This is a genomic window from Burkholderia sp. Ac-20384 (assembly GCF_017104605.1).
Classification (GTDB): domain Bacteria; phylum Pseudomonadota; class Gammaproteobacteria; order Burkholderiales; family Burkholderiaceae; genus Burkholderia; species Burkholderia lata.
Map to the genome: position 1 here is coordinate 13,914 of NZ_JAAGPE010000045.1, position 21,210 is coordinate 35,123.

Genomic DNA, 21,210 nt, shown 5'->3' on the forward strand with positions numbered 1-21,210 from the left:
GCGACACGCATCGGAGCCGGCCGTACGAAACGTGCCGGCTCCTGTTACCGCGCTTTCGGTATCCGGCAATCAGTGCGGCTGCCCGTGCTGCGTGACCGTCGCATCGACGGCCTCGACCGAACGCGTCAGCCACGGCCCGATGTCCATCTCCTCGTAGCGCACGAGCCGGCTCTTGCGCGCACGGCGATACGCCCACCAGATCGCGACGAACAGCGGAATCCACACGTAGATCGACAGCACCTCCATCCAGTCGATGCGGGCCGCGAAGAACGCCTGGCAATCCTGCCCGAGCGAGATCACGATGCAGATCGCGATCGCGAACAGCGGCCCGAACGGAAACCATTTCGCGCGGTACGGCAGTTGATCGAGCCGGTAGCCCTGCTTCAGGAACCCCTTGCGGAACCGGTAATGGCAAACGGCGATGCCGAGCCACGCGATGAAGCCCGTGATACCGACCGTATTCAGCAGCCACAGATAGATGCTCTGGTTGTTGGTCAGCGACGTGAGGAAGCACAGCCCGCCGACGGCCATCGTCGCGTACAGCGCATTGCGCGGCACGCCGCCCGGCGACAGCGTCGCGAACATCGCCGGCGCGCGCCCTTCCGCCGCGAGGTTGTACAGCATCCGCGTGGCCGCGTAGGTGCCGGAATTGCCGGCCGACAGCACGGCCGTCAGGATCACGAGATTCATTGCGCCGGCCGCGAGCCGGAAACCCGCATGGCTGAACACCAGCGTGAACGGGCTCACGCCGATGTCGGTCACGTCGCTCTTCAGCAGGTTCGGGTCGGTGTACGGCACCAGCAGGCCGATCACGAAGATCGCGAACACGTAGAACAGCATGATCCGCCAGAAGATCTGCTTCACCGCGCGCGGGATCGTCTTGCGCGGGTTTTCCGATTCACCGGCGGTGATCCCGACCAGCTCGGTGCCGAGAAACGAGAAGCCCGCGATCAGCGCAACGCTCATCATCGCGTGCACACCGCCGACGAACGGCGCGTCACCCGTCGTGAAGTTGCGCAAGCCGACCGGATGCCCGTTCCCGATCAGGCCGGCCGCGATCAGCAGCCCGGCTGCGATGAACGCGACCACGGTGACGACCTTGATCAGCGAGAACCAGTATTCCGATTCGCCGAAGCCGCGCACCGACAGCGTGTTCAGCAGGAAGATCAGCACGAGGAAGCCCGCCCCCCACCAGATGCCGGGTATGGTTGGAAACCAGTAGCGCATCACGATCTGCGCGGCGACCAGCTCGATCGCGATCGTCACGGCCCAGCTGTACCAGTAGGTCCAGCCGAGCGCGACGCCGAAGCCTTCGTCGACGTACTTCTCGCCGTAGATCGCAAACGAGCCCGATACCGGCATCAGCGCGGCCATTTCGCCGAGGCCCGTGACGACGAAGTACACCATCAGCCCGATCGCGATATACGCGGCGATCGCTCCGCCCGGCCCCGCCTGCGCGACCGACGCCCCCGACGCGACGAACAGCCCCGTGCCGATCGAGCCGCCGATCGCGATCATCGCAATGTGGCGGCCCTGCAGTCGGCGCTTCAGCGCCGTTCCGGACGGTGCGGCCGTCTCCGCTGCCGCTTGCAATGCATCCATAGTGTTCACCCTGATTGGATTCTGGCCTGGCGATTTGATTCGGAATGCAAATCGTCAGGCCGGGTCATTCGCGTCGAAACCGGCCCTTCCCGGCCGGCCGCATCACACGACGCTGCGCTTGATCGCCTGCAGTTCGGCCGTCGTCACGATCTTCTCGATCCGGAACCGCGGGCTTTCCAGCCACACGTTCGCGATCCGCCGGTACTCGTCGAGATCCTCGCACGCGAGCCGCACGAGAAAATCGAACGTGCCGCTGACGAGCCAGCAATCGAGCACGGCCGGATTCGCACGCATTTCGTCCTCGAACGGCGCCTGCGAACGACCGTGGTCAGCCAGCGTGATCTGCGCGATCACGACGATCGGCTTGGTCGCGCGCGGCGCCTTGATCACCGCGCGGTACCCTTCGATCACACCGAGCGCCTCGAGCCGCTCCACGCGCGCCTGGCACGGCCGCGGCGTGAGGTTCACGAGCTCCGACAGCTTCCGGTAGGAAATCCGCCCGTCGGTGCGCAGGATGTCGAGGATCCGGAGATCGATCTTGTCGAGCTGCATCTTCTTGTCGGTCATCGGCGTTCGCTCCGGTCGGGTCGTGGCTGGTGCGCGAAACGTCTCCTGTTCCGCGCGGGGGCCACATTATCCGGCCGAAGCGGCCGCGCGCCAATCGGCTAGAACCGCAGCGACAGGCAGGTCAGGCCGCCGTCCATCTTGCGGAACTCGCTCGTATCGATCACGTGCAGCGGCAGCCCGAGCGACGCGATCGCATCGTGCACGCGCGGGTAGCCGGCCGGCGTGATCAACGTGCCGTTCACGCGCAGCGTGTTGCCCGCGTATTCATCGGCGGCCGAAATCGCGATCCGGCGATAGTCGGCGAATGCCGGATGCGCGGCCAGCGCTTCGGTCACGAGCAGCGTGTCGTCGCCGAGCGCGTTGACGACCGACTTGAGATGCAGGCCGGCACCCACCGGCACCGCGACGACCGAATAGCCGTAGCGCGACACCAGCGAGTCGAATGCGGCGATGCCTTCGGCATCGGTACGGCCCGTCAGGCCGATGTAGAAGCGCTTGCCGACCTGCATCACGTCACCGCCGTCGAGACGGCCGTCCTGCATCGGCAGCAGGTCGCGATGCGCGGCCAGCGCCGCTTCGATATGCACCGTCTCGCCACGCCGTGCGGGTGCCCCCGGGCGCGTGATCACCGCGAATTCCGGCGTCACGACCGCGGTGTCCTCGACGAAGTGCGAATCGGGGAACGCGTCCAGCGGCGGCAGTTCGGTCAGCTCGACGCCGAGCGTGCGCAGCGCTTCGCAGTAAGCGTGGAACTGCGTGAGCGTCTTGTCGTAATCGGGCGCGCCGAGTTCGGCGGTGGTCAGGCCCGCGCCACAGGACGGCGCGGGGCGGCGAACGATCGCTTGCGTGAATTGCATCGACTCCTCCATGGTCAGCGCCACACCCGTGCGACGCACGGGGCAGCGGCGTTGTGTCTGGACCATTATCGGAAGCCAAATTGCGCAATTCGCGTCGATTTCGGCTGCGCAGACAGCCGATTACGTCGAATTGCGCACGGCACGCAGCGGTTTCGGCAGACGGCCGTTCATCGCCTGGCGAACGGCCGCGTTCGCATGCGTTACGCCGGCTACACGCCCGCCCCGAACCCCATCTGCGAACGGCCGAGCGCCGTGAGATCACCCTCCCCGCCGCGCCCGTCGAATTCGACCTCGAAATGATCGGCCGGGAAATCGGGCGGGCTCTCGCCACGCTGGAACGCGGCCCGCTGGCGCTGCAGGTATGCGTCGTTCTTCGCGCAACCGGGCGCAGCCGCGATGTACATCACGTTGCTGTCGCCGCTGCCGCGGTGCGCATCCTCGACCGCGTGCACGACGTCGCCGTGCCAGAACACCGCGTCGCCCGGCTCCATGTGCGGGATCGGCACCAGCGCGTCGAGCAGCAGCGCGTGCCATTCGGGCCGGATCGACAGCGCGCGGCCCGGACGCGCACCGCACAGGTCGTCGTCGGCCACGTCGTCCTGCAGCGCACGCAGCACGACGTAGGCCATCGCGTTCGCGACCGGGATCAACTGCAGCGTGCCGTCGCCGGGCCCCTGCGGCGTCAGCGCGGTCCAGCCCTGGAACGTGCGGAACATCGAGCACACGGCCGGCGACGGAATCTCCTCGACGTCCGGCCGGAACGCCGCATCGAACGGGTCGTAATCGCGCCAGCGGCCGGCCAGCACGTGTCGGTAGACCTGGCGAAAATTCGCACCGAGCCAGCGTTCGACGGAACCGCCATCGACGTGCGGCGACAGCCCGAGCGACGTCGAGCCCGGCGGGCGGCGACGAATCCGGTCCGCGTAGGCCGGCACCTGGTCGGGATCGAAGTGCGTGCGCCCGCCGTCCGCATGCCGCCACAGGCGGTTCAGGAACACGCGCGCCTGGGTCAGTGCGGGCGACTGGCGCGCAGCTACCTGCGGCTTCGACCAGTAGACACCGTAGATCTGCGGCTTGCCCGACGCGAGATTGCCGAAATAGCGGTCCTCGGCACGTGCGTGCAACCGTTCGGCGAAGCGGTTCGCGTCCAGGTAGGCGCCGATCTCGTCGTTCCAGTCGCGCGCCTGCTGCGCATCGAATACGCCACGGATCACGACCGCGCCATGCGTGCGGATCGCAGCAATCGCTTGCGGATCGACGGCTCCGCCCGCGATGTCCGCGAACGGTACCACCGGAATCACGTCATGGCCCTGCGCATGCGCACGCCGGATCGCGTCGACCTGGCGCGCGATATCGCCCTCCAGTTCGCGAAACGTGACCGCGTAATTGGGCAGGTCGGCGCGCAGTGCCCTTTTCGTGTCGAGAATGGCGGCAGGCAGGTCGTCAATCGTCAGTTGCATCGTGGTCTCCTCGCTGACAGGTGTCGTGATGTGCTGTCAGCGTACGGCCGATACCCGGTCGTCATCACCACTATCCGGTCAACTATCGATACAATTCTGACAACCGTGTGTCACTCCGGACGATGGCAGACCACGCACAGCTTGTTGCCGTCCGGATCGCGGAAATAGGCGCCGTAGTAGTCGCGGTGATAGTCCGGCCGCAGGCCCGGCGGCCCTTCGCAGGTGCCGCCGTGACGCAGCGCAAGCGTGTGGCAGCGATCGACGTGCGCACGGGTCGGCGCAACGAACGCGATCGTGTGGCCATTGCCCGGTTCGGGCGCGCGGCCGTCGAGCGGCTGGCCGAAGAAGAACAACGGCCGGTCGGTGTCGGCCGGCATCCAGCCCGACCAGCCGTCCGGTTCGCGGAATTTCAGGCGCAGCCCGAGTTCCGCAAACAGCGGCGCGTAGAAATCGAAGGCGCGCGCGGTGTCGGTCACACCCACGCAAACATGTGAAAACATGGCATCGCTCCGTCGTCGTGATCGCTCACGATCATGCCACGGCGCGATGCCTGCCCTCACCCGGAGGCCGCGATGAAGCCGCAGTACGAACACGTGACGTTCGCCCCCGGCTGTTCGATCCGCGTCTATCACCGCCAGCTCGCGCGCATCCCGTTCGAGTGGCATCGCCATCCCGAGTACGAACTGACGCTGACGCTCAACAGCCGTGGCCGGCGCTTCATCGGCGATCACGTCGCGCACTACGCGGACGACGACCTGGTGCTCGTGCCGCCCAACCTGCCGCACACCTGGTCGTCGAACGCACGCATCGATCGCGATGCCCCCGAAGTCGCGCTTGTCATCTGGTTCGACGGCGACTGGGCGCGGCGTCTGGCCGACTGTTGCCCCGAATACGCGCCGCTGCGCTCGCTGCTGAGACGTGCCGCACCGGGCCTGCGCTTCAATACGGACACGGCCCGCGCGATGCGCGCGCGGTTGCCGCAGTTGCTCGATCCGTCGGCACGCACACGGCTCGCGGCCGCGCTCGACACGCTCGCCGATCTCGCGGAAGCCGGCGGCGAACCGCTCGCCACCGCGCACGCGTACGACCGGGCCGACGGCACGACACCGCGCGCCAACGTGGCCGCACCGGAAGCCGAACGACTCGACCGCGTGCTCGACGCGATCGACCGGCACTTCCACGAACCGCTGCGCATCGACGCGCTCGCCGACGCTGCGCATATGTCCGAACGCACTTTGCAGCGCCTGTTCGTCCGGCATCTCGGCGAAAGTGTCGGCCGCTACGTGCAGCGGCTGCGGCTCGCGCACGCGTGTCGCCATCTCGTCGGCACCGACTGGCCGATCGCGACCGTGGCCGCGCGCTGCGGCATTCCGAATGCCGCGAACTTCAACCGCCAGTTCCTCGCCGCGCGCGGGATGACACCCGGCGCATACCGGCAGTTCTTCGTGCAGCACGGCCACGCGCCCGACGGCGACGCACCTGCACTCGACACGCGCCCGCCATCGCTGGAACGTCGCACCGTCCCGAACGAACCGCGGCCGCACAAATGAAAACACCCCGACGGGGTGACCCGTCGGGGTGTCGTGGCGTTGCGATCGCCCACGCGAGCAGCCTGCCGGCCGTTCGCGCGGCGCACGACTTAACGTGCGTTGAGCGGCTTCGCTTCGCGCGGCGTATCGCCGATGAACAGCTGACGCGGACGGCCGATCTTCTGTTCCGGATCGCCGATCATTTCGTTCCACTGTGCGATCCAGCCGACCGTACGTGCCATCGCGAAGATACACGTGAACATCGACGTCGGGATGCCCAGCGCGCGCTGGACGATGCCCGAGTAGAAGTCGACGTTCGGGTACAGCTTGCGCGACACGAAGTATTCGTCTTCCAGCGCGATCTTCTCGAGCTGCATCGCGAGCTTGAACAGCGGGTCGTCGTGCAGGCCCAGTTCGTTCAGCACTTCGTAGCACGTTTCGCGCATCAGCTTCGCACGCGGGTCGTAGTTCTTGTACACGCGGTGACCGAAGCCCATCAGCTTCACGCCCGAATTCTTGTCCTTCACCTGCTTGATGAATTCGGGGATGTTGTCCGGCGAACCGATCTGCTCGAGCATGTTCAGCGCGGCTTCGTTCGCACCACCGTGCGCCGGGCCCCACAGACAGGCGATACCGGCAGCGATACAGGCGAACGGGTTCGCGCCCGACGAGCCGGCCAGACGGACGGTCGACGTCGATGCGTTCTGCTCGTGGTCTGCGTGCAGGATCAGGATACGGTCGAGTGCGCGAACGAGCACGTCGTTGACCTTGTACTCTTCGCACGGGTTCGAGAACATCATGTGCATGAAGTTCGCGCTGTACGACAGCGAGTTCTTCGGGTACACGAACGGCTGGCCGATGCTGTACTTGTACGCCATTGCGACGAGCGTCGGCAGCTTCGCGATCATGCGGATCGCCGACACTTCACGGTGACGCGGATCGTTGATGTCGAGCGAGTCGTGGTAGAACGCCGACAGCGCGCCGACTGCAGCGACCAGGATCGCCATCGGGTGCGCGTCGCGACGGAAGCCACGGAAGAAGAAGTGCATCTGCTCGTGCACCATCGTGTGCTTCGTGACGGTGTCGACGAATTCCTTCTTCTGCGCGGCGTTCGGCAGCTCGCCCTTCAGCAGCAGGTAGCAGCTTTCGAGGAAGTCCGCGTTTTGCGCGAGGTTGTCGATCGGGTAGCCGCGGTACAGCAGCTCGCCCTTGTCGCCGTCGATGTACGTGATCGCCGAATTACAAGCTGCCGTCGACATGAAGCCCGGGTCGTACGTGAACTTGCCGGTCTGGCCGTACAGCTTGCGGATGTCGATTACGTCCGGGCCCATCGTGCCCTTGTAGATCGGCAGTTCGACGCTCGGCGAGTTGTCGCTGAACGATAGCGTGGCTTTAACATCAGACGGAGTCATGGCACATCCTCAATCGAAATAAAGAAACGGGATTCGATAACGGGCGTAACGCGTTACACGTTGCGCAGCATCTCCAACAGCCGGTGAATGTCCGGGCTGTCTAGGTCGCCTTCTGGTTCCTTGCGCGCGAGGAGCAAGTCCATCAGGTCGTTGTCGCTCAGATCGAGCAGGCGCGACAACGCGCCTACGTCTGCATCGGTGAGGTCATGCTCGTATCTGCTGAAGAAACGCTCGAAAATGATGTCGTTCTCCAGCAGACCCCGCCGCGCGCGCCAGCGAAGGCGCGCGCGACGGTGCGGGTCGGATTGATGCGAATCGTCGCTCATGCCGACCTTAAACCGCGCGGCGGACCATCAGTTCCTTGATCTTGCCGATCGCCTTCGTCGGGTTCAGGCCCTTCGGGCAAACGTCGACGCAGTTCATGATCGTGTGGCAACGGAACAGACGGTACGGGTCTTCCAGGTTGTCGAGACGCTCGCCGGTGGCGGTGTCGCGGCTATCCGCGATGAAGCGGTAAGCCTGCAGCAGGCCGGCCGGGCCGACGAACTTGTCCGGGTTCCACCAGAAGCTCGGGCACGACGTCGAGCAGCTCGCGCACAGAATGCACTCGTACACGCCGTCGAGCTCGTCGCGCTCTTCCGGCGACTGGAGACGTTCCTTCTCCGGCGGCGGCGCGTCGTTGATCAGGTACGGCTTGATCGAGTGGTACTGGTTGAAGAAGTGCGTCATGTCGACGATCAGGTCACGCACGACGGGCAGGCCCGGCAGCGGACGCAGCACGATCTTCTGCGGCAGGTCGTTCAGGTTCGTGAGACACGCGAGACCGTTCTTGCCGTTGATGTTCATCGCGTCCGAACCGCACACGCCTTCACGGCACGAACGGCGGAACGACAGCGTCTCGTCCACGGCCTTCAGTTTGACCAGTGCGTCGAGCAGCATGCGCTCGTGCTCGAGCTCCAGCTCGTACGTCTGCATGCGCGGCGCTGCGTCCTTGTCCGGATCGTAGCGGTAGACTTCAAAAATGCGTTTTGCCATTTCGGATTCCTTTGACTCGGCTTAGAACGTGCGCGGCTTCGGCGGCACGGATTCGACCGTCAGCGGCTTCATTTGAACCGGCTTGTAGTCGAGGCGATCGCCTTCGCTGTACCACAGCGTGTGGCGCAGCCAGTTCTCGTCGTCGCGGTGTTCGTAGTCGCTGTGGGCGTGTGCGCCGCGGCTTTCCTTGCGTGCTTCTGCCGACACCATCGTTGCGCGAGCAACTTCGATCAGGTTCTCCAGCTCGAGCGCTTCGACGCGCGCGGTGTTGAACACCTTCGACTTGTCCTTCAGGTGGATGTTTTGCACGCGCGCCGCCAGGCCGGCCATCTCGTCGACGCCTTCCTTCAGCAGTTTCGACGTGCGGAACACGCCTGCATGCTTCTGCATCGTTGCGCGGATGTCGTTCGCGACGTCCTGCGTGTATTCACCCGAGGTCGACTTGTCGAGCTTCGCCAGGCGTGCCAGCGAGAATTCGCCTGCATCGGCCGGCAGCGGCTTGTGTTCCTTCTGGTTCTTCACGTGCTCGACGATGTGGTTGCCGGCCGCACGGCCGAACACCACGAGGTCCAGCAGCGAGTTCGTGCCGAGGCGGTTCGCGCCGTGCACGGACACGCACGAGCATTCGCCCACTGCGTAGAAGCCGTTGACCGGATCCTTGTGACCGCCGCGCGTCGTGCCGACGACCTGACCGTGGATGTTGGTCGGGATGCCGCCCATCTGGTAGTGGATCGTCGGGACGACCGGGATCGGTTCCTTGATCGCGTCGACGTTCGCGAACTTCAGCGCGATTTCGCGGATCGACGGCAGACGCTTCATGATCGTCTCGGCGCCGATGTGCGACAGGTCGAGCAGCACGTGATCCTTGTTCGGACCCACGCCACGACCTTCCTTGATTTCCTGGTCCATCGAACGCGACACGAAGTCACGCGGCGCCAGATCCTTCAGCGTCGGCGCGTAGCGCTCCATGAAACGCTCGCCGTTCGCATTGCGCAGGATACCGCCTTCGCCGCGCACGCCTTCGGTGATCAGCACGCCCGCGCCGGCCACGCCGGTCGGGTGGAACTGCCAGAACTCCATGTCCTGCAGCGCGATGCCCGAACGCGCAGCCATGCCGAGGCCGTCGCCGGTGTTGATGAACGCGTTGGTCGATGCCGCGAAGATCCGGCCTGCGCCGCCCGTCGCGAACAGCGTGGTCTTGCCTTCCATGATGTAGACGTCACCCGTCTCCATCTCGAGGGCCGTCACGCCGAGCACGTCGCCTTCCGCGTCGCGGATCAGGTCGAGCGCCATCCATTCGACGAAGAACTGCGTCTTCGCTTCGACGTTCTGCTGGTACAGCGTGTGTAGCAGCGCGTGACCGGTACGGTCGGCGGCCGCGCATGCGCGCTGGACCGGCTTCTCGCCGTAGTTCGCGGTGTGGCCGCCGAACGGACGCTGGTAGATCGTGCCGTCCGCGTTACGGTCGAACGGCATGCCGAAGTGCTCGAGTTCGTACACGACGTTCGGCGCTTCACGGCACATGAATTCGATCGCGTCCTGGTCGCCGAGCCAGTCGGAGCCCTTGATCGTGTCGTAGAAGTGGAAGTGCCAGTTGTCTTCGCTCATGTTGCCGAGCGACGCACCGATACCGCCCTGCGCGGCCACCGTGTGCGAACGCGTCGGGAACACCTTCGACAGCACGCCGACCGACAGGCCCGCGCGCGACAGTTGCAGCGCTGCGCGCAAGCCGGAGCCGCCCGCGCCGACGATCACCACGTCGAACTTGCGACGCGGGAGGTTAGATTTGATTGCAGCCATTCTTTACACTCTCCAGAGAATCTGCGCGGCATAGCCCGCACATGCGAGCAGCCAGACGATGGTCAGCGATTGCAGCAGCAGGCGCACACCGACGGGCTTCACGTAGTCCATCCAGATGTCGCGCACGCCGACCCATGCGTGGTAGAAGAGGGAAAGCAGCATCACGAAGGTGGCGAGCTTCATCCATTGCGCGGCGAAGATCGATGCCCAGCCTTCGTACGAGAAATCGTGCGCGCCGAAGAACAGGACGAGCAGAATGACCGTGTAGACCGCCATGATCGTGGCGGTGATGCGCTGCGCAAGCCAGTCGCGCAGGCCGTAGTGAGCGCCGACGACGAGGCGCTTCGAGCCGATTCGGTTATTGGCTGCCATTTTCTTAGAATGCTCCGAACAGTTTGAGTGCCATGGCGATCGTCAGGGCGATCGAGACGACAAAGACGACGACTGCCGTCCGCTTGCCGCCTTCCTTCGTGACGGCGTCGTGGTTGACGTCCATCAGCAGGTGGCGAATGCCGGCGCAGAAATGGTGGAAGAAGGCCCACGACAGTGCGAGGACGATCAGCTTGACGATGATGTTGGAGAGGAATTGCTTGAAGCCTTCGAAGCTGAGTTCGGACGTGAGACTCTGGTCGAAGAGGAACAGCAGGAACGGCAGGAACAAGAACAGCAGCGCGCCGCTGACTCGATGGAGAATCGACAATATCGCTGCCAGCGGCATGCGATATTTCATCGTGATATCGCCGAATCCGATGTTCCGGTATTCCGGTCTCGGCTTTCTTACTGCATCAGTCATGCTAGACCCCTACTATGTTGTCACACTAATCCGCGATTTTAGCGCCTTTTTATATCGCGCTGCAGCGAAAGTCTGCTCTGGATAGTTGCGCGAACAAGAACAAAGGCGGCCCGAAACGTGCTTCGCGAACGTGGGGATCGCGAACGCACTCGGCTTGAGCCGATACACCGTCAACTCAAGTCATTCTGATAGTAGTACCCGGTTGTGACATACCAGCCGCGACGCACTTCCACCGGCCGGTCTCCGTATGTATAGGACACGCGCTCGACCGACAGCAAAGGAAAACCTGCCGGCACGTGCAGCAGGTCGGCCACCGCCGGCTCTGCCGCCACCGCGCGGATCTTCTCCGTCGCGCGGATCATCCGCGTGCCGAACTCCGTCTCGAACATCGCGTAGAGCGGCCCCTTGTACTCGCTCAACCGCTCGAACGTGAGCCCGCGGAACATCGCGCCCGGCAGCCAGATCTCGTCGAGCACGGTCACTTCGTTCTCGAACTCCAGCAGGCGGCGCACCTGCACGACGGGATCGGCCGGCTTCAGGTCGAGCTGCCGCGCGATCTCGGCCGGCGCGCGCAGGCGCCGGCATTCGAGCAGGCGGCTCACGTGCGGATGCTCGGCACCGTCATCGGCCAGCAGCCGCAGGAAGCGGAACTGCGCGCGATCTTCATTGTGCGTCGCAACAAAAGTGCCCTTGCCCTGCCGCCGGACCACGAGATTTTCGGCAGCCAGCTCGTCGATCGCCTTGCGGACGGTGCCCTGGCTGACCTTGTACCGGGCCGCGAGCTCCACTTCGCTCGGGATGATCTCGCCCGGCTTCCACTCACCGGTTTCGAGACTTTGCGTGATTAATGACTTAATCTGCTGGTATAACGGGCTGAACGTCGGCGACGGCGCAACCGCAGGCGAAGATGCGGGATCGCTCGCGCCCGGCTGCCCTGGGCCGCCTGCGCCGGTCTGATTCGCGGTATTCGCCTGGTTCGATGTCATGGCGCGCATTTCATCACAAACCGCACTTTTAAGTCCACTCAATTTCCGCAAAACATCTGTCTTATATAAGACATATGATACCGTTTGACTTTGAGCGAGACGGCTCCTACACTCCGGGTCGAGCAAGGGTTCGCGGGTGCAAAAGCGCGTCCCCGGCTACGTGCCACGGCCGTCTCCAGGTTCACCGCGTCTGCCATCGCGAGTCCTCCGCCCTGCTTCAATGCAACACTCCGCACAACGCGCATAGAATGGCGTTTTCGCGAGTGTCCAACGCTTCACCCGTCCTGGAGATTTTCAATGGCTAAGCCCGCAAAGCGTGTTGCCGTCACCGGCGCCGCAGGTCAAATCGCTTACTCCCTGCTGTTCCGCATCGCGAACGGCGACCTGCTCGGCAAGGACCAGCCGGTCATCCTGCAACTGCTCGACCTCCCGCAAGCCCAAGGTGCCGTCAAAGGCGTCGTGATGGAACTCGACGATTGCGCGTTCCCGCTGCTGTCGGGCGTCGTGATCACCGATGATCCGAAGGTCGCATTCAAGGATGCCGACGTCGCACTGCTGGTCGGCGCACGTCCGCGCTCGAAGGGCATGGAGCGCAAGGACCTGCTGTCGGCAAACGCCGAAATCTTCACGGTTCAGGGCGCTGCGCTGAACGAAGTCGCCAGCCGCGACGTGAAGGTGCTGGTCGTCGGCAACCCGGCGAACACGAACGCCTACATCGCGATGAAGTCGGCACCGGATCTGCCGAAGAAGAACTTCACGGCCATGCTGCGCCTCGACCACAACCGCGCGCTGTCGCAGCTCGCCGCGAAGTCGGGCAAGCCGGTCGCCTCGATCGAGAAGCTCGCCGTGTGGGGCAACCACTCGCCGACGATGTACCCCGACTTCCGCTTCGCGACCGCCGAAGGCGAATCGCTGCTGAAGCTGATCAACGACGACGCGTGGAACCGCGACACGTTCATCCCGACCGTCGGCAAGCGCGGCGCGGCGATCATCGAAGCGCGCGGCCTGTCGTCGGCAGCGTCGGCAGCGAACGCAGCGATCGACCACGTGCGTGACTGGGTCCTCGGCACGAACGGCAAGTGGGTCACGATGGGCATCCCGTCGGACGGCTCGTACGGCATCCCCGAAGACATCATCTACGGCGTGCCGGTCGTTTGCGAAAACGGCGAGTACAAGCGCATCGAAGGCCTGGAAATCGACGCGTTCTCGCGCGAGAAGATGGACGGTACGCTGGCCGAGCTGCTCGAAGAGCGCGATGGCGTCGCCCACCTGCTGAAGAACTAAGCATCACGCGTATTGCCGGGCTACCCTCGGGCAGCCCGGTTTCGGCCCGGGCCGGCATGCCGCCGGCCCGGCCGCCCGATCCGATCCGCGCACGTTTTGCCGCCCCGCGCTTGCCGCGCACCGGCCCAGAACGCGCCCGAATCCGATTTTCTCCACGTTGACCCGCTTCCCTGACGTAGACGAGATGGCCGCGCTCACTCCCGCACAAGTGTTGTACGACGGGGCGTCCCCGCCCGCGATCCTGCCCTGCTGTGATCACTACGCGGGCAGCGAAAAGCTGATGCGCAAGTCGCTCGCGCTGCAGGCCGAGCTGGGCCCCGTGTTCGACATCACGCTCGACTGCGAAGACGGCGCGGCCGTCGGCCAGGAAGCCGCGCATGCGGCACTCGTCACCGACCTCCTCGGCAGCGACGAGAACCGCTTCGGCCGCGTCGGCGTCCGCATCCACGACTTTTCCCACCCGCACTGGCGCGACGACGTACGCATCGTGCTGCGTGCGGCGCGCGCCCCCGCCTACATTACGCTCCCGAAGATCGCGAGTGCCGCCGACGCCGCCGAAATGACCGCGTTCATCGAAGGCACGCGCCGCGAGCTGGGCATCGCGCAGCCGATTCCGGTCGACGTGCTGGTCGAGACGCACGGCGCGCTCGCGCACGCGGCCGCCCTCGCCGCGCTGCCGACGGTCGGCACGCTGAGCTTCGGGCTGATGGATTTCGTCTCCGCGCACCACGGCGCGATTCCCGATTCCGCGATGCGCTCGCCCGGCCAGTTCGAGCACCCGCTCGTGCGCCGCGCGAAGCTGGAAATCGCCGCGGCCTGCCACGCGCACGGCAAGACGCCGTCGCACAACGTGACGACCGAGGTGCGCGACATGAGCGTCGTCGCCGCCGATGCACGCCGCGCGCGCGACGAATTCGCCTTCACGCGGATGTGGAGTATCCACCCCGCACAGATCCGCCCGATCGTCGACGCATTCGCGCCGCGCACCGACGAGGTCGCGCTGGCCGCCGAGATCCTGCTGGCCGCGCAGGCCGCCGACTGGGGCCCGACGCGCCACGGTGATACGCTGCACGATCGCGCGAGTTACCGGTATTACTGGTCGGTGCTGCGCCGCGCGCGGGCCACCGGCCAGCCCTTACCGGCCGAGGCCGCGCCGCTGTTCGGCCCGGCCGCCGCGGGCAGCGCGCCGTAAGCGCGCGCCGCCGGCCGATACACGAGTTTCATGCATTCGACGAGGCGCGAACCGGATAGAGGTTTGCGAAACGACAAAAAACGTAACGGAGCCCGAAAACCTGATATATGCGCGGCCAAATAGGTGAAAATAGCGGCCGCTGCGCGCTTTCGGGGCGCGTGCAGTTTCAAACCGGCCGGCAGTTTCGATTGCCGGCCCTTGTCAACTGATTATCGAAAGGTTCTGACTCCATGAAGAAACTCCTGATCGCTACCGCCATCGGCGCCTTGTCCGCCACGATGCTGGTGTCGGCTCCGAGCGCGTTTGCCCAGGGTACGACCACGACGACCGCGAAGAAGGCAACGGCCAAGCGCCCGGCGCCGGCCAAGCGCATCATCCCGCGCAGCAAGAAGGCACAGGCACGTGCCGCAGCGAAGGTTGATCCGGTACCGGACGGCGCGGTCAAGTGGTCCTGCAAGGAAGGTCTGTCGTTCGACCTCGCCGGCGACATGAAGCGCGACCAGGTCGTCACGGTTCACTGGGCGAAGAAGAACTACAAGCTGCCGCGTCAGGCCACGACGACGGGTGCCGACACGTTCTACGATCCGGCAGCAGGCTTCAAGCTGATCGTGATCCCGACCAAGGCGATGCTGTTCTCCGACGCAAACGGCGGCGAACGCCTCGCGGACGAATGCGTGACGCCGGAAATGACGCAAGGCACGCCGGCACCGACGCAGTCGAACGAGCTGAAGCCGGCAACGAACTAAGCGCGTTCCCATCGGCCCCTCGATGTCCGCCCCGGTCTCCAACGTCCGCCCTGCTCCGGATACGGTACTCGTCGATATCGTCGACTACGTGCTGAATGCCGGCATCGACAGCGCGCTCGCGCTGGAGACGGCGCGTCATTGCCTGATCGACACGCTCGGATGTGGACTCGAGGCGCTGTCCTACCCTGCCTGCACCAAGCTGCTTGGCCCCGTCGTGCCGGGCACGATCGTGCCGAACGGCGCGAAGGTGCCCGGCACGTCCTTCCAGCTCGATCCCGTCCAGGCCGCCTTCGGCATCGGCGCGATGATCCGCTGGCTGGACTTCAACGACACCTGGCTCGCCGCCGAATGGGGTCATCCGTCCGACAATCTCGGCGGGATCCTGGCGACGGCCGACTGGCTTTCCCGCACGGCCGTCGCGGCCGGCCGGAAGCCGCTCACGATGCGCGACGTGCTGGTCGCGATGATCCAGGCCCACGAGATCCAGGGCTGCCTCGCTCTCGAGAATTCGTTCAATGCGGTCGGGCTCGACCACGTGCTGCTCGTTAAGGTCGCATCGACGGCCGTCGTCGGCCGGCTGCTCGGGCTCACGCGCGACGAGCTGATCAACGCGGTGTCCAACGCGTTCGTCGACGGCCAGGCGCTGCGCACCTACCGCCACGCGCCGAATACCGGCTCGCGCAAATCATGGGCGGCGGGCGACGCCACGTCCCGCGCGGTGCGCCTCGCGCTGATCGCGAAAACGGGTGAAATGGGCTACCCGTCGGCGCTCACCGCAAAAACCTGGGGCTTCTACGACGTGCTGTTCGACGGCAAGCCGTTCCGCTTCCAGCGCCCGTATGGCACGTACGTGATGGAAAACGTGCTGTTCAAGATCGCGTTCCCCGCCGAATTCCACGCGCAAACGGCCGCCGAGGCCGCGCTGCAGCTGCACGCGCAGCTCGCCGCCGCGGGCCGCACGACCGACGACATCAGCCGGATCACGATCCGCACGCACGCGGCCGCGATCCGCATCATCGACAAGCAGGGCCCGCTCGCCAATCCGGCCGACCGCGACCACTGCATCCAGTACATGGTCGCCGTGCCGCTGCTGTTTGGCCGGCTGACCGCGGCCGACTACGAAGATTCGGCCGCCGCCGATCCCCGCATCGACGCGCTGCGCGCGAAAACCGTGTGCGTCGAGGATCCGCAGTTCACGAAGGATTACCACGACCCGGACAAGCGCTCGATCGCGAATGCACTGACGATCGAGTTCGCGGACGGGTCGACGCTTGCCGAGGTGGCGGTCGAATACCCGCTCGGTCACCGGCGGCGCCGGGCCGAAGGCGTCCCGCTCCTGGTCGAGAAGTTCAGGACCAACCTTGCCCGCCGCTTCCCGGCAAAGCAGCAACAAGCGATTCTCGACGTGTCGCTGGACCAGGCAAAGCTCGAAGCAATGCCGGTCGATGAGTACGTCGATCTGTATGTGATATAGCCGTCATCTACAGGACACTTTGTTTCCTAGCCTTAAACCCAGGAAAATCACCATGGCCCACAATCTCCACAAGACCCTCAAGGAATTCGACAGCGGTTCCGGCAAAGGCAAGTTCTACTCGCTGCCGCAGCTCGGCAAGGAACTGAAGACGAAGATCGAACGCCTGCCGGTGTCGATCCGTATCGTGCTCGAGTCCGTGCTGCGCAACTACGACGGCAAGAAAATCACCGAAGCGCACATCGAGCAGCTCGCGAACTGGAAGCCGACCGAGAAGCGCGTCGACGAGATTCCGTTCGTGGTGTCGCGCGTCGTGCTGCAGGATTTCACGGGCGTGCCGCTGCTCGCCGACATCGCGGCCATGCGCGGCGTCGCCGAGCGTACGGGCAAGAACCCGAAGAAGATCGAGCCGCTGGTCCCGGTCGATCTCGTCGTCGATCACTCGGTGCAGATCGATTACTTCCGCCAGAAGGACGCGCTCGACCTGAACATGAAACTGGAATTCCAGCGCAACAACGAGCGCTACCAGTTCATGAAGTGGGGCATGCAGGCATTCGACACGTTCAAGGTCGTGCCGCCGGGCGTCGGCATCGTCCACCAGGTGAACCTCGAGTACCTCGCGCGCGGCGTCCACAAGAAGGCGGACGGCGGCGACACCGTGTACTACCCGGATACGCTGGTCGGCACCGACAGCCACACGACGATGATCAACGGCATCGGCGTGGTCGGCTGGGGCGTGGGCGGCATCGAGGCGGAAGCCGGCATGCTCGGCCAGCCGGTGTACTTCCTGACGCCGGACGTCGTCGGCGTCGAGCTGAAGGGCAAGCTGCGCGAAGGCGTGACAGCCACCGACCTGGTGCTGACGATCACCGAAATGCTGCGCAAGGAGAAGGTCGTCGGCAAGTTCGTCGAATTCTTCGGCGAAGGCACGAAGTCGCTGTCGCTGCCGGATCGCGCGACGATCGGCAACATGGCGCCGGAATACGGCGCGACGATGGGCTTCTTCCCGGTCGACGAAAAGACGATCGACTACTTCGAAGGCACGGGCCGCACGAAGGCAGAAATCGCCGCGTTCGAAAACTACTTCAAGGCGCAGAAGCTGTTCGGCATCCCGAAGGCCGGCGACATCGACTACACGAAGGTCGTGACGCTCGACCTGGCGACGGTCGCACCGTCGCTGGCCGGCCCGAAGCGCCCGCAGGACCGCATCGAGATCGGCAACGTCAAGTCGACGTTCACCGACCTGTTCTCGAAGCCGGTGGCAGACAACGGCTTCGCGAAGAAGGCGGACGACCTGGCCACGCAATACACGACGAGCAACGGCGTCGACGTGAAGAACGGCGACGTGCTGATCGCCGCGATCACGTCGTGCACGAACACGTCGAACCCGAGCGTGCTGCTGGCTGCAGGCCTGCTCGCGAAGAAAGCGGTCGAGGCCGGCCTCACGGTCGATCCGAAGATCAAGACCTCGCTCGCGCCGGGATCGCGCATCGTCACCGAGTACCTGACGAAGACGGGCCTGCTGCCCTACCTGTCGAAGCTCGGCTTCGAAGTCGCGGCCTACGGCTGCACGACCTGTATCGGCAACGCGGGCGACCTCACGCCGGAGCTGAACGAAGCGATCACGAAGAACGACATCGTCGCGGCAGCCGTGCTGTCGGGCAACCGTAACTTCGAAGCGCGTATCCACCCGAACATCCGCGCGAACTTCCTCGCGTCGCCGCCGCTGGTCGTCGCCTACGCGATCGCCGGCAACATCACGCGCGACCTGATGACCGAACCGGTCGGCAAGGGCAAGGGCGGCCGCGACATCTACCTCGGCGACATCTGGCCGACGAGCGAAGAAATCCACGCGCTGCTCAAGTTCGCGCTCGACCCGAAGAAGTTCGAGGACAACTACTCGAAGCTGACCAAGAAGGGCGACCTCTGGAGCAAGATCGAGGGCGAATCGGGCCAGGTCTACGACTGGCCGAAGTCGACCTACATCGCGGAGCCGCCGTTCTTCGGCAACGACTTCTCGATGGAACCGGCTGCGTCGATCCCGACGGTCAAGGGCGCACGCGCACTGGGCATCTTCGGTGACTCGGTCACGACCGACCACATCAGCCCGGCAGGCTCGATCAAGGAAGATTCGCCGGCAGGCAAGTGGCTGAAGGAAAACGGCGTGCAGAAGGCCGACTTCAACAGCTACGGCTCGCGCCGCGGCAACCACGACGTGATGATGCGCGGCACGTTCGCGAACGTCCGGATCAAGAACCTGATGATCCCGGCGAAGGCAGACGGCACGCGCGTCGAAGGCGGCCTGACGATCCACCAGCCGAGCGGCGAACAGCAGTCGATCTACGACGCGGCCATGCAGTATGTCGGCGCCGATACGCCGACGGTCGTGTTCGCGGGCGAAGAGTACGGCACGGGCTCGTCGCGCGACTGGGCCGCGAAGGGCACGCAACTGCTCGGCGTGAAGGCCGTGATCGCACGCAGCTTCGAGCGCATCCACCGCTCGAACCTGGTCGGCATGGGCGTGCTGCCGCTGCAGTTCAAGGGCTCGGACAGCATCCAGTCGCTCGGCATCACCGGCGACGAAACGTATGACATCGAAGGCCTCGGCGACGACTTCAAGCCGCAGCAGGACGTCACGCTGGTGATCAACCGCAAGAACGGTGAGTCGCAGCGCGTGCAGGTGCTGCTGCGCATCGATACGCCGATCGAAGTCGACTACTACAAGCACGGCGGTATCCTGCCGTTCGTGCTGCGCTCGCTGCTCGCAGCGTAAGCGCGCGGCTTTTGCAGGTGCCGCAGCCGCCTCGCGGCGGTTGCGGCCGATTTGGATGCCCGACCTCGTGTCGGGCATTTTTTTGCCCGCGCGTCAGGCGCGCATCATGCGGCCTTGCTGCTGCGCGGCTTCGCACCCGCGCCGGGCCGCGCGTTCTTCTTCAGATGCGTGCGGTTGTAGTCGATCGCCGCGCGGACGAGGTTCTTCAGCGCCCGCTTGTCGAGCTTGTCGCCTTCGAAGAAATCGATCGCGCGCCGCGCATTGCCGTCGAGGCCGTCGTTGAACAGCTTGTCGGGATCGGGCAGCTGCGCGCCGTGCATGAAGGTCACCTTCACCTTGCCCTTGTGCGCGTTCGCCACCGCGATCATCCCGTCGCACGACCATACGGGGCTGCCCATCCATTTCCATTCCTCGACGATGCCCGCTTGCGCGTCGAGGATCGTCTGGCGCAGGTCGGCGAAGGTCTTGCCGCGCCAGTCGTCGATGCCGGCGATCAGCGCGTCGATGCGCTCCGACGGCGTGAGGTCGGTTGTGCTCATGCGCGGGCCTCCGTGCCTTCGTCCGGGCGAGCCAGCACCTGTTCGAGCGAGTCGAAGAACCGCACCCAGCCGTGCTGCGCCCCGCGGTACGCCTGCTCCTGATCCGTACGGAAGCCGACCTGCTCCATCCGCAGGTGCGTGCCGGCAGGCGTCGGCGTGAGCGTCCACGTGACGACGCTTTCGAGACCGTACGCGGCCCACGTATAGGACAACGCATGCGGCGGCTCGATCGTCAGGACCGTGCAGTCGACCGAGCCCCAGTCGGCGCGGAAGCTGAAGGCGCGGCCCGCGACGGGCTCGAAATCGCTCTTCATCAGCCACGCCTCGATCAGGTGCGGTTGCGTGAGCGCGCGCCAGATCTTCTCCGGCGGATGAGGCAGCTCCCGGTCGACGACGACGGAGCGCGTTTCGGTGGTGGCCTGGTTCATTATTGGTCCATCCTTTTCAGAAGATCTTCGAGGGCATCGAACCGGTTCTGCCAGAAGCCGGCCATCTGGCTCGTCCAGTCGATCAACGGGGCCAGCGCTTGAGGCTGCGCGCTGTAGTGCGTCTGCCGGCCTTCGTGACGATCGCTCACGAGCCCGGCCTGCTTCAGGACGCCCAGATGCTTCGAGACGGCAGGCTGCGAAACGCCCGCATGGGCCGTCAGCGCGGCAACCGTCAGCTCGCCGTCCGCGCACAGCCGCTCGAAGAGCGCGCGGCGCGTGGGATCGGCAAGTGTCCTGAAAAGCATGTCGTGTGCGTTCTGCATGTTCAAATCCATAACCCGATGGTTATGAATCGAAGCATATCCGCTGCTCGACGCGCGTCAAGGCGGAATTTCACGAACGACGTCGTGCGATCTTGCGCGGGCCCGCCGTCCGCCGCGTCGGCGCGCACACGCCGCGGGATTCGAGCATTTCCTCTAATTTGCGACTGCAGCATGCGATCCGAAAGCAGCCCGCAAGACTGTCGCAAGCGCCGTTCCACAGTTCGGGAAACGTTTGCGATCGACCCCCCCCTTTTTTGTGCACACCCGAACCCGTACCTGCCGCGTCGCTTCGTTTGACCACATAGTGCGACGCAGCACGCGGCAACGACCGGTCTCGCGCGATGCGTTCATGCATCGATCCGCTTCGCGATCACGCACGTTCCGACGCCGCGACGAGCGACTCGCGCGTGCGA

At 65.0% G+C, this 21,210-nt stretch carries 21 protein-coding genes; 6 read left to right on the forward strand and 15 right to left on the reverse strand.

Features of this window, described 5'->3' with window-relative positions:
- Window positions 1-69 precede the first annotated feature (69 nt).
- From G3O00_RS11480 to G3O00_RS11500, 5 genes are all read right to left on the reverse strand, one after another.
- Entirely contained in the window at window positions 70-1,602 is a 1,533-nt protein-coding gene (locus G3O00_RS11480; RefSeq protein ID WP_206143028.1) for an amino acid permease, read from the reverse strand.
- A gap of 102 nt (window positions 1,603-1,704) precedes the next feature.
- Window positions 1,705-2,169 (reverse strand): Lrp/AsnC family transcriptional regulator, encoded by a 465-nt coding sequence (locus G3O00_RS11485; RefSeq protein WP_011355736.1) that lies wholly within the window; start codon window positions 2,167-2,169, stop codon window positions 1,705-1,707.
- Window positions 2,170-2,267: 98 nt separating this feature from the next.
- Window positions 2,268-3,026 carry an arginine deiminase family protein gene (locus tag G3O00_RS11490; RefSeq protein WP_174930544.1) on the reverse strand — a complete coding sequence of 253 codons (759 nt, stop codon included), beginning with the start codon at window positions 3,024-3,026 and terminating at the stop codon, window positions 2,268-2,270.
- A gap of 209 nt (window positions 3,027-3,235) precedes the next feature.
- Window positions 3,236-4,486: a DUF1479 domain-containing protein gene (locus G3O00_RS11495; RefSeq protein WP_206143029.1), complete on the reverse strand. Its 1,251-nt coding sequence runs from the start codon at window positions 4,484-4,486 to the stop codon at window positions 3,236-3,238.
- Between the two features lie 110 nt (window positions 4,487-4,596).
- The gene (locus tag G3O00_RS11500; RefSeq protein WP_206143030.1) at window positions 4,597-4,986 is read right to left on the reverse strand and encodes a VOC family protein; all 390 of its coding nucleotides are present in this window, start codon (window positions 4,984-4,986) and stop codon (window positions 4,597-4,599) included.
- Window positions 4,987-5,058: 72 nt separating this feature from the next.
- Between G3O00_RS11500 and G3O00_RS11505 the strand changes: the two genes are divergently transcribed.
- Window positions 5,059-6,036 carry an AraC family transcriptional regulator gene (locus G3O00_RS11505; RefSeq protein WP_206143031.1) on the forward strand — a complete coding sequence of 326 codons (978 nt, stop codon included), beginning with the start codon at window positions 5,059-5,061 and terminating at the stop codon, window positions 6,034-6,036.
- Window positions 6,037-6,125: 89 nt separating this feature from the next.
- Here G3O00_RS11505 and gltA read toward each other — a convergent pair whose 3' ends face one another.
- The 7 genes from gltA to G3O00_RS11540 all read right to left on the reverse strand — a co-directional run bounded on the left by gltA (window position 6,126) and on the right by G3O00_RS11540 (window position 12,050).
- The gene (gene gltA, locus G3O00_RS11510; protein WP_011355741.1) at window positions 6,126-7,427 is read right to left on the reverse strand and encodes a citrate synthase; all 1,302 of its coding nucleotides are present in this window, start codon (window positions 7,425-7,427) and stop codon (window positions 6,126-6,128) included.
- Window positions 7,428-7,480: 53 nt separating this feature from the next.
- Window positions 7,481-7,753 (reverse strand): succinate dehydrogenase assembly factor 2, encoded by a 273-nt coding sequence (locus G3O00_RS11515; protein WP_011355742.1) that lies wholly within the window; start codon window positions 7,751-7,753, stop codon window positions 7,481-7,483.
- A 7-nt stretch (window positions 7,754-7,760) separates the two neighbouring features.
- A complete protein-coding gene (locus G3O00_RS11520) occupies window positions 7,761-8,462 on the reverse strand; it encodes a succinate dehydrogenase iron-sulfur subunit (RefSeq protein WP_011355743.1) in 702 nt (233 codons plus the stop codon).
- A gap of 21 nt (window positions 8,463-8,483) precedes the next feature.
- Window positions 8,484-10,262 (reverse strand): succinate dehydrogenase flavoprotein subunit, encoded by a 1,779-nt coding sequence (gene sdhA, locus G3O00_RS11525; RefSeq protein WP_011355744.1) that lies wholly within the window; start codon window positions 10,260-10,262, stop codon window positions 8,484-8,486.
- 3 nt (window positions 10,263-10,265) lie between these two features.
- Window positions 10,266-10,634 carry a succinate dehydrogenase, hydrophobic membrane anchor protein gene (sdhD, locus tag G3O00_RS11530; RefSeq protein WP_011355745.1) on the reverse strand — a complete coding sequence of 123 codons (369 nt, stop codon included), beginning with the start codon at window positions 10,632-10,634 and terminating at the stop codon, window positions 10,266-10,268.
- Window positions 10,635-10,638: 4 nt separating this feature from the next.
- The gene (sdhC, locus tag G3O00_RS11535; protein ID WP_011355746.1) at window positions 10,639-11,055 is read right to left on the reverse strand and encodes a succinate dehydrogenase, cytochrome b556 subunit; all 417 of its coding nucleotides are present in this window, start codon (window positions 11,053-11,055) and stop codon (window positions 10,639-10,641) included.
- A gap of 170 nt (window positions 11,056-11,225) precedes the next feature.
- Window positions 11,226-12,050, reverse strand: a complete 825-nt coding sequence (locus tag G3O00_RS11540) for a GntR family transcriptional regulator (RefSeq protein ID WP_174930611.1) — start codon at window positions 12,048-12,050, stop codon at window positions 11,226-11,228.
- 288 nt (window positions 12,051-12,338) lie between these two features.
- Between G3O00_RS11540 and G3O00_RS11545 the strand changes: the two genes are divergently transcribed.
- From G3O00_RS11545 to acnA, 5 genes are all read left to right on the forward strand, one after another.
- Entirely contained in the window at window positions 12,339-13,325 is a 987-nt protein-coding gene (locus tag G3O00_RS11545; RefSeq protein WP_206143032.1) for a malate dehydrogenase, read from the forward strand.
- 184 nt (window positions 13,326-13,509) lie between these two features.
- Window positions 13,510-14,517: an aldolase/citrate lyase family protein gene (locus tag G3O00_RS11550; protein ID WP_206143043.1), complete on the forward strand. Its 1,008-nt coding sequence runs from the start codon at window positions 13,510-13,512 to the stop codon at window positions 14,515-14,517.
- A gap of 230 nt (window positions 14,518-14,747) precedes the next feature.
- A complete protein-coding gene (locus tag G3O00_RS11555) occupies window positions 14,748-15,263 on the forward strand; it encodes a hypothetical protein (RefSeq protein ID WP_011355750.1) in 516 nt (171 codons plus the stop codon).
- Window positions 15,264-15,285: 22 nt separating this feature from the next.
- Window positions 15,286-16,737: a bifunctional 2-methylcitrate dehydratase/aconitate hydratase gene (locus G3O00_RS11560; RefSeq protein WP_206143033.1), complete on the forward strand. Its 1,452-nt coding sequence runs from the start codon at window positions 15,286-15,288 to the stop codon at window positions 16,735-16,737.
- Window positions 16,738-16,789: 52 nt separating this feature from the next.
- Window positions 16,790-19,507, forward strand: a complete 2,718-nt coding sequence (gene acnA / locus G3O00_RS11565) for an aconitate hydratase AcnA (RefSeq protein ID WP_174930549.1) — start codon at window positions 16,790-16,792, stop codon at window positions 19,505-19,507.
- A 104-nt stretch (window positions 19,508-19,611) separates the two neighbouring features.
- Here acnA and G3O00_RS11570 read toward each other — a convergent pair whose 3' ends face one another.
- From G3O00_RS11570 to G3O00_RS11580, 3 genes are read right to left on the reverse strand one after another with little or no spacing between them, the layout of a single operon-like run.
- Window positions 19,612-20,046 (reverse strand): DUF1801 domain-containing protein, encoded by a 435-nt coding sequence (locus G3O00_RS11570; RefSeq protein ID WP_206143034.1) that lies wholly within the window; start codon window positions 20,044-20,046, stop codon window positions 19,612-19,614.
- Window positions 20,043-20,474 carry an SRPBCC domain-containing protein gene (locus G3O00_RS11575; protein WP_011355754.1) on the reverse strand — a complete coding sequence of 144 codons (432 nt, stop codon included), beginning with the start codon at window positions 20,472-20,474 and terminating at the stop codon, window positions 20,043-20,045. Before G3O00_RS11575 ends, G3O00_RS11570 begins: the two co-directional genes overlap by 4 nt.
- Complete coding sequence (locus G3O00_RS11580) at window positions 20,474-20,797, reverse strand: metalloregulator ArsR/SmtB family transcription factor (protein ID WP_041493622.1); 324 nt, start codon at window positions 20,795-20,797, stop codon at window positions 20,474-20,476. The genes G3O00_RS11575 and G3O00_RS11580 overlap by 1 nt, the downstream gene beginning before the upstream one ends.
- Window positions 20,798-21,210 lie beyond the last annotated feature (413 nt).

What these genes read in the sequence shown, in the direction of transcription:
- G3O00_RS11490 (WP_174930544.1), bottom strand. Translation starts at nt 3,026, where the DNA reads ATGCAATTCACGCAAGCGATCGTTCGCCGCCCCGCGCCGTCCTGTGGC.
- G3O00_RS11550 (WP_206143043.1), top strand. Translation starts at nt 13,510, where the DNA reads ATGGCCGCGCTCACTCCCGCACAAGTGTTGTACGACGGGGCGTCCCCG.
- G3O00_RS11540 (WP_174930611.1), bottom strand. Translation starts at nt 12,050, where the DNA reads ATGCGCGCCATGACATCGAACCAGGCGAATACCGCGAATCAGACCGGC.
- G3O00_RS11555 (WP_011355750.1), top strand. Translation starts at nt 14,748, where the DNA reads ATGAAGAAACTCCTGATCGCTACCGCCATCGGCGCCTTGTCCGCCACG.
- G3O00_RS11485 (WP_011355736.1), bottom strand. Translation starts at nt 2,169, where the DNA reads ATGACCGACAAGAAGATGCAGCTCGACAAGATCGATCTCCGGATCCTC.
- G3O00_RS11515 (WP_011355742.1), bottom strand. Translation starts at nt 7,753, where the DNA reads ATGAGCGACGATTCGCATCAATCCGACCCGCACCGTCGCGCGCGCCTT.
- G3O00_RS11580 (WP_041493622.1), bottom strand. Translation starts at nt 20,797, where the DNA reads ATGCAGAACGCACACGACATGCTTTTCAGGACACTTGCCGATCCCACG.
- G3O00_RS11520 (WP_011355743.1), bottom strand. Translation starts at nt 8,462, where the DNA reads ATGGCAAAACGCATTTTTGAAGTCTACCGCTACGATCCGGACAAGGAC.
- acnA (WP_174930549.1), top strand. Translation starts at nt 16,790, where the DNA reads ATGGCCCACAATCTCCACAAGACCCTCAAGGAATTCGACAGCGGTTCC.
- G3O00_RS11505 (WP_206143031.1), top strand. Translation starts at nt 5,059, where the DNA reads ATGAAGCCGCAGTACGAACACGTGACGTTCGCCCCCGGCTGTTCGATC.
- sdhD (WP_011355745.1), bottom strand. Translation starts at nt 10,634, where the DNA reads ATGGCAGCCAATAACCGAATCGGCTCGAAGCGCCTCGTCGTCGGCGCT.
- G3O00_RS11570 (WP_206143034.1), bottom strand. Translation starts at nt 20,046, where the DNA reads ATGAGCACAACCGACCTCACGCCGTCGGAGCGCATCGACGCGCTGATC.
- G3O00_RS11500 (WP_206143030.1), bottom strand. Translation starts at nt 4,986, where the DNA reads ATGTTTTCACATGTTTGCGTGGGTGTGACCGACACCGCGCGCGCCTTC.
- G3O00_RS11575 (WP_011355754.1), bottom strand. Translation starts at nt 20,474, where the DNA reads ATGAACCAGGCCACCACCGAAACGCGCTCCGTCGTCGTCGACCGGGAG.
- gltA (WP_011355741.1), bottom strand. Translation starts at nt 7,427, where the DNA reads ATGACTCCGTCTGATGTTAAAGCCACGCTATCGTTCAGCGACAACTCG.
- G3O00_RS11560 (WP_206143033.1), top strand. Translation starts at nt 15,286, where the DNA reads ATGTCCGCCCCGGTCTCCAACGTCCGCCCTGCTCCGGATACGGTACTC.
- G3O00_RS11495 (WP_206143029.1), bottom strand. Translation starts at nt 4,486, where the DNA reads ATGCAACTGACGATTGACGACCTGCCTGCCGCCATTCTCGACACGAAA.
- G3O00_RS11480 (WP_206143028.1), bottom strand. Translation starts at nt 1,602, where the DNA reads ATGGATGCATTGCAAGCGGCAGCGGAGACGGCCGCACCGTCCGGAACG.
- sdhA (WP_011355744.1), bottom strand. Translation starts at nt 10,262, where the DNA reads ATGGCTGCAATCAAATCTAACCTCCCGCGTCGCAAGTTCGACGTGGTG.
- sdhC (WP_011355746.1), bottom strand. Translation starts at nt 11,055, where the DNA reads ATGACTGATGCAGTAAGAAAGCCGAGACCGGAATACCGGAACATCGGA.
- G3O00_RS11545 (WP_206143032.1), top strand. Translation starts at nt 12,339, where the DNA reads ATGGCTAAGCCCGCAAAGCGTGTTGCCGTCACCGGCGCCGCAGGTCAA.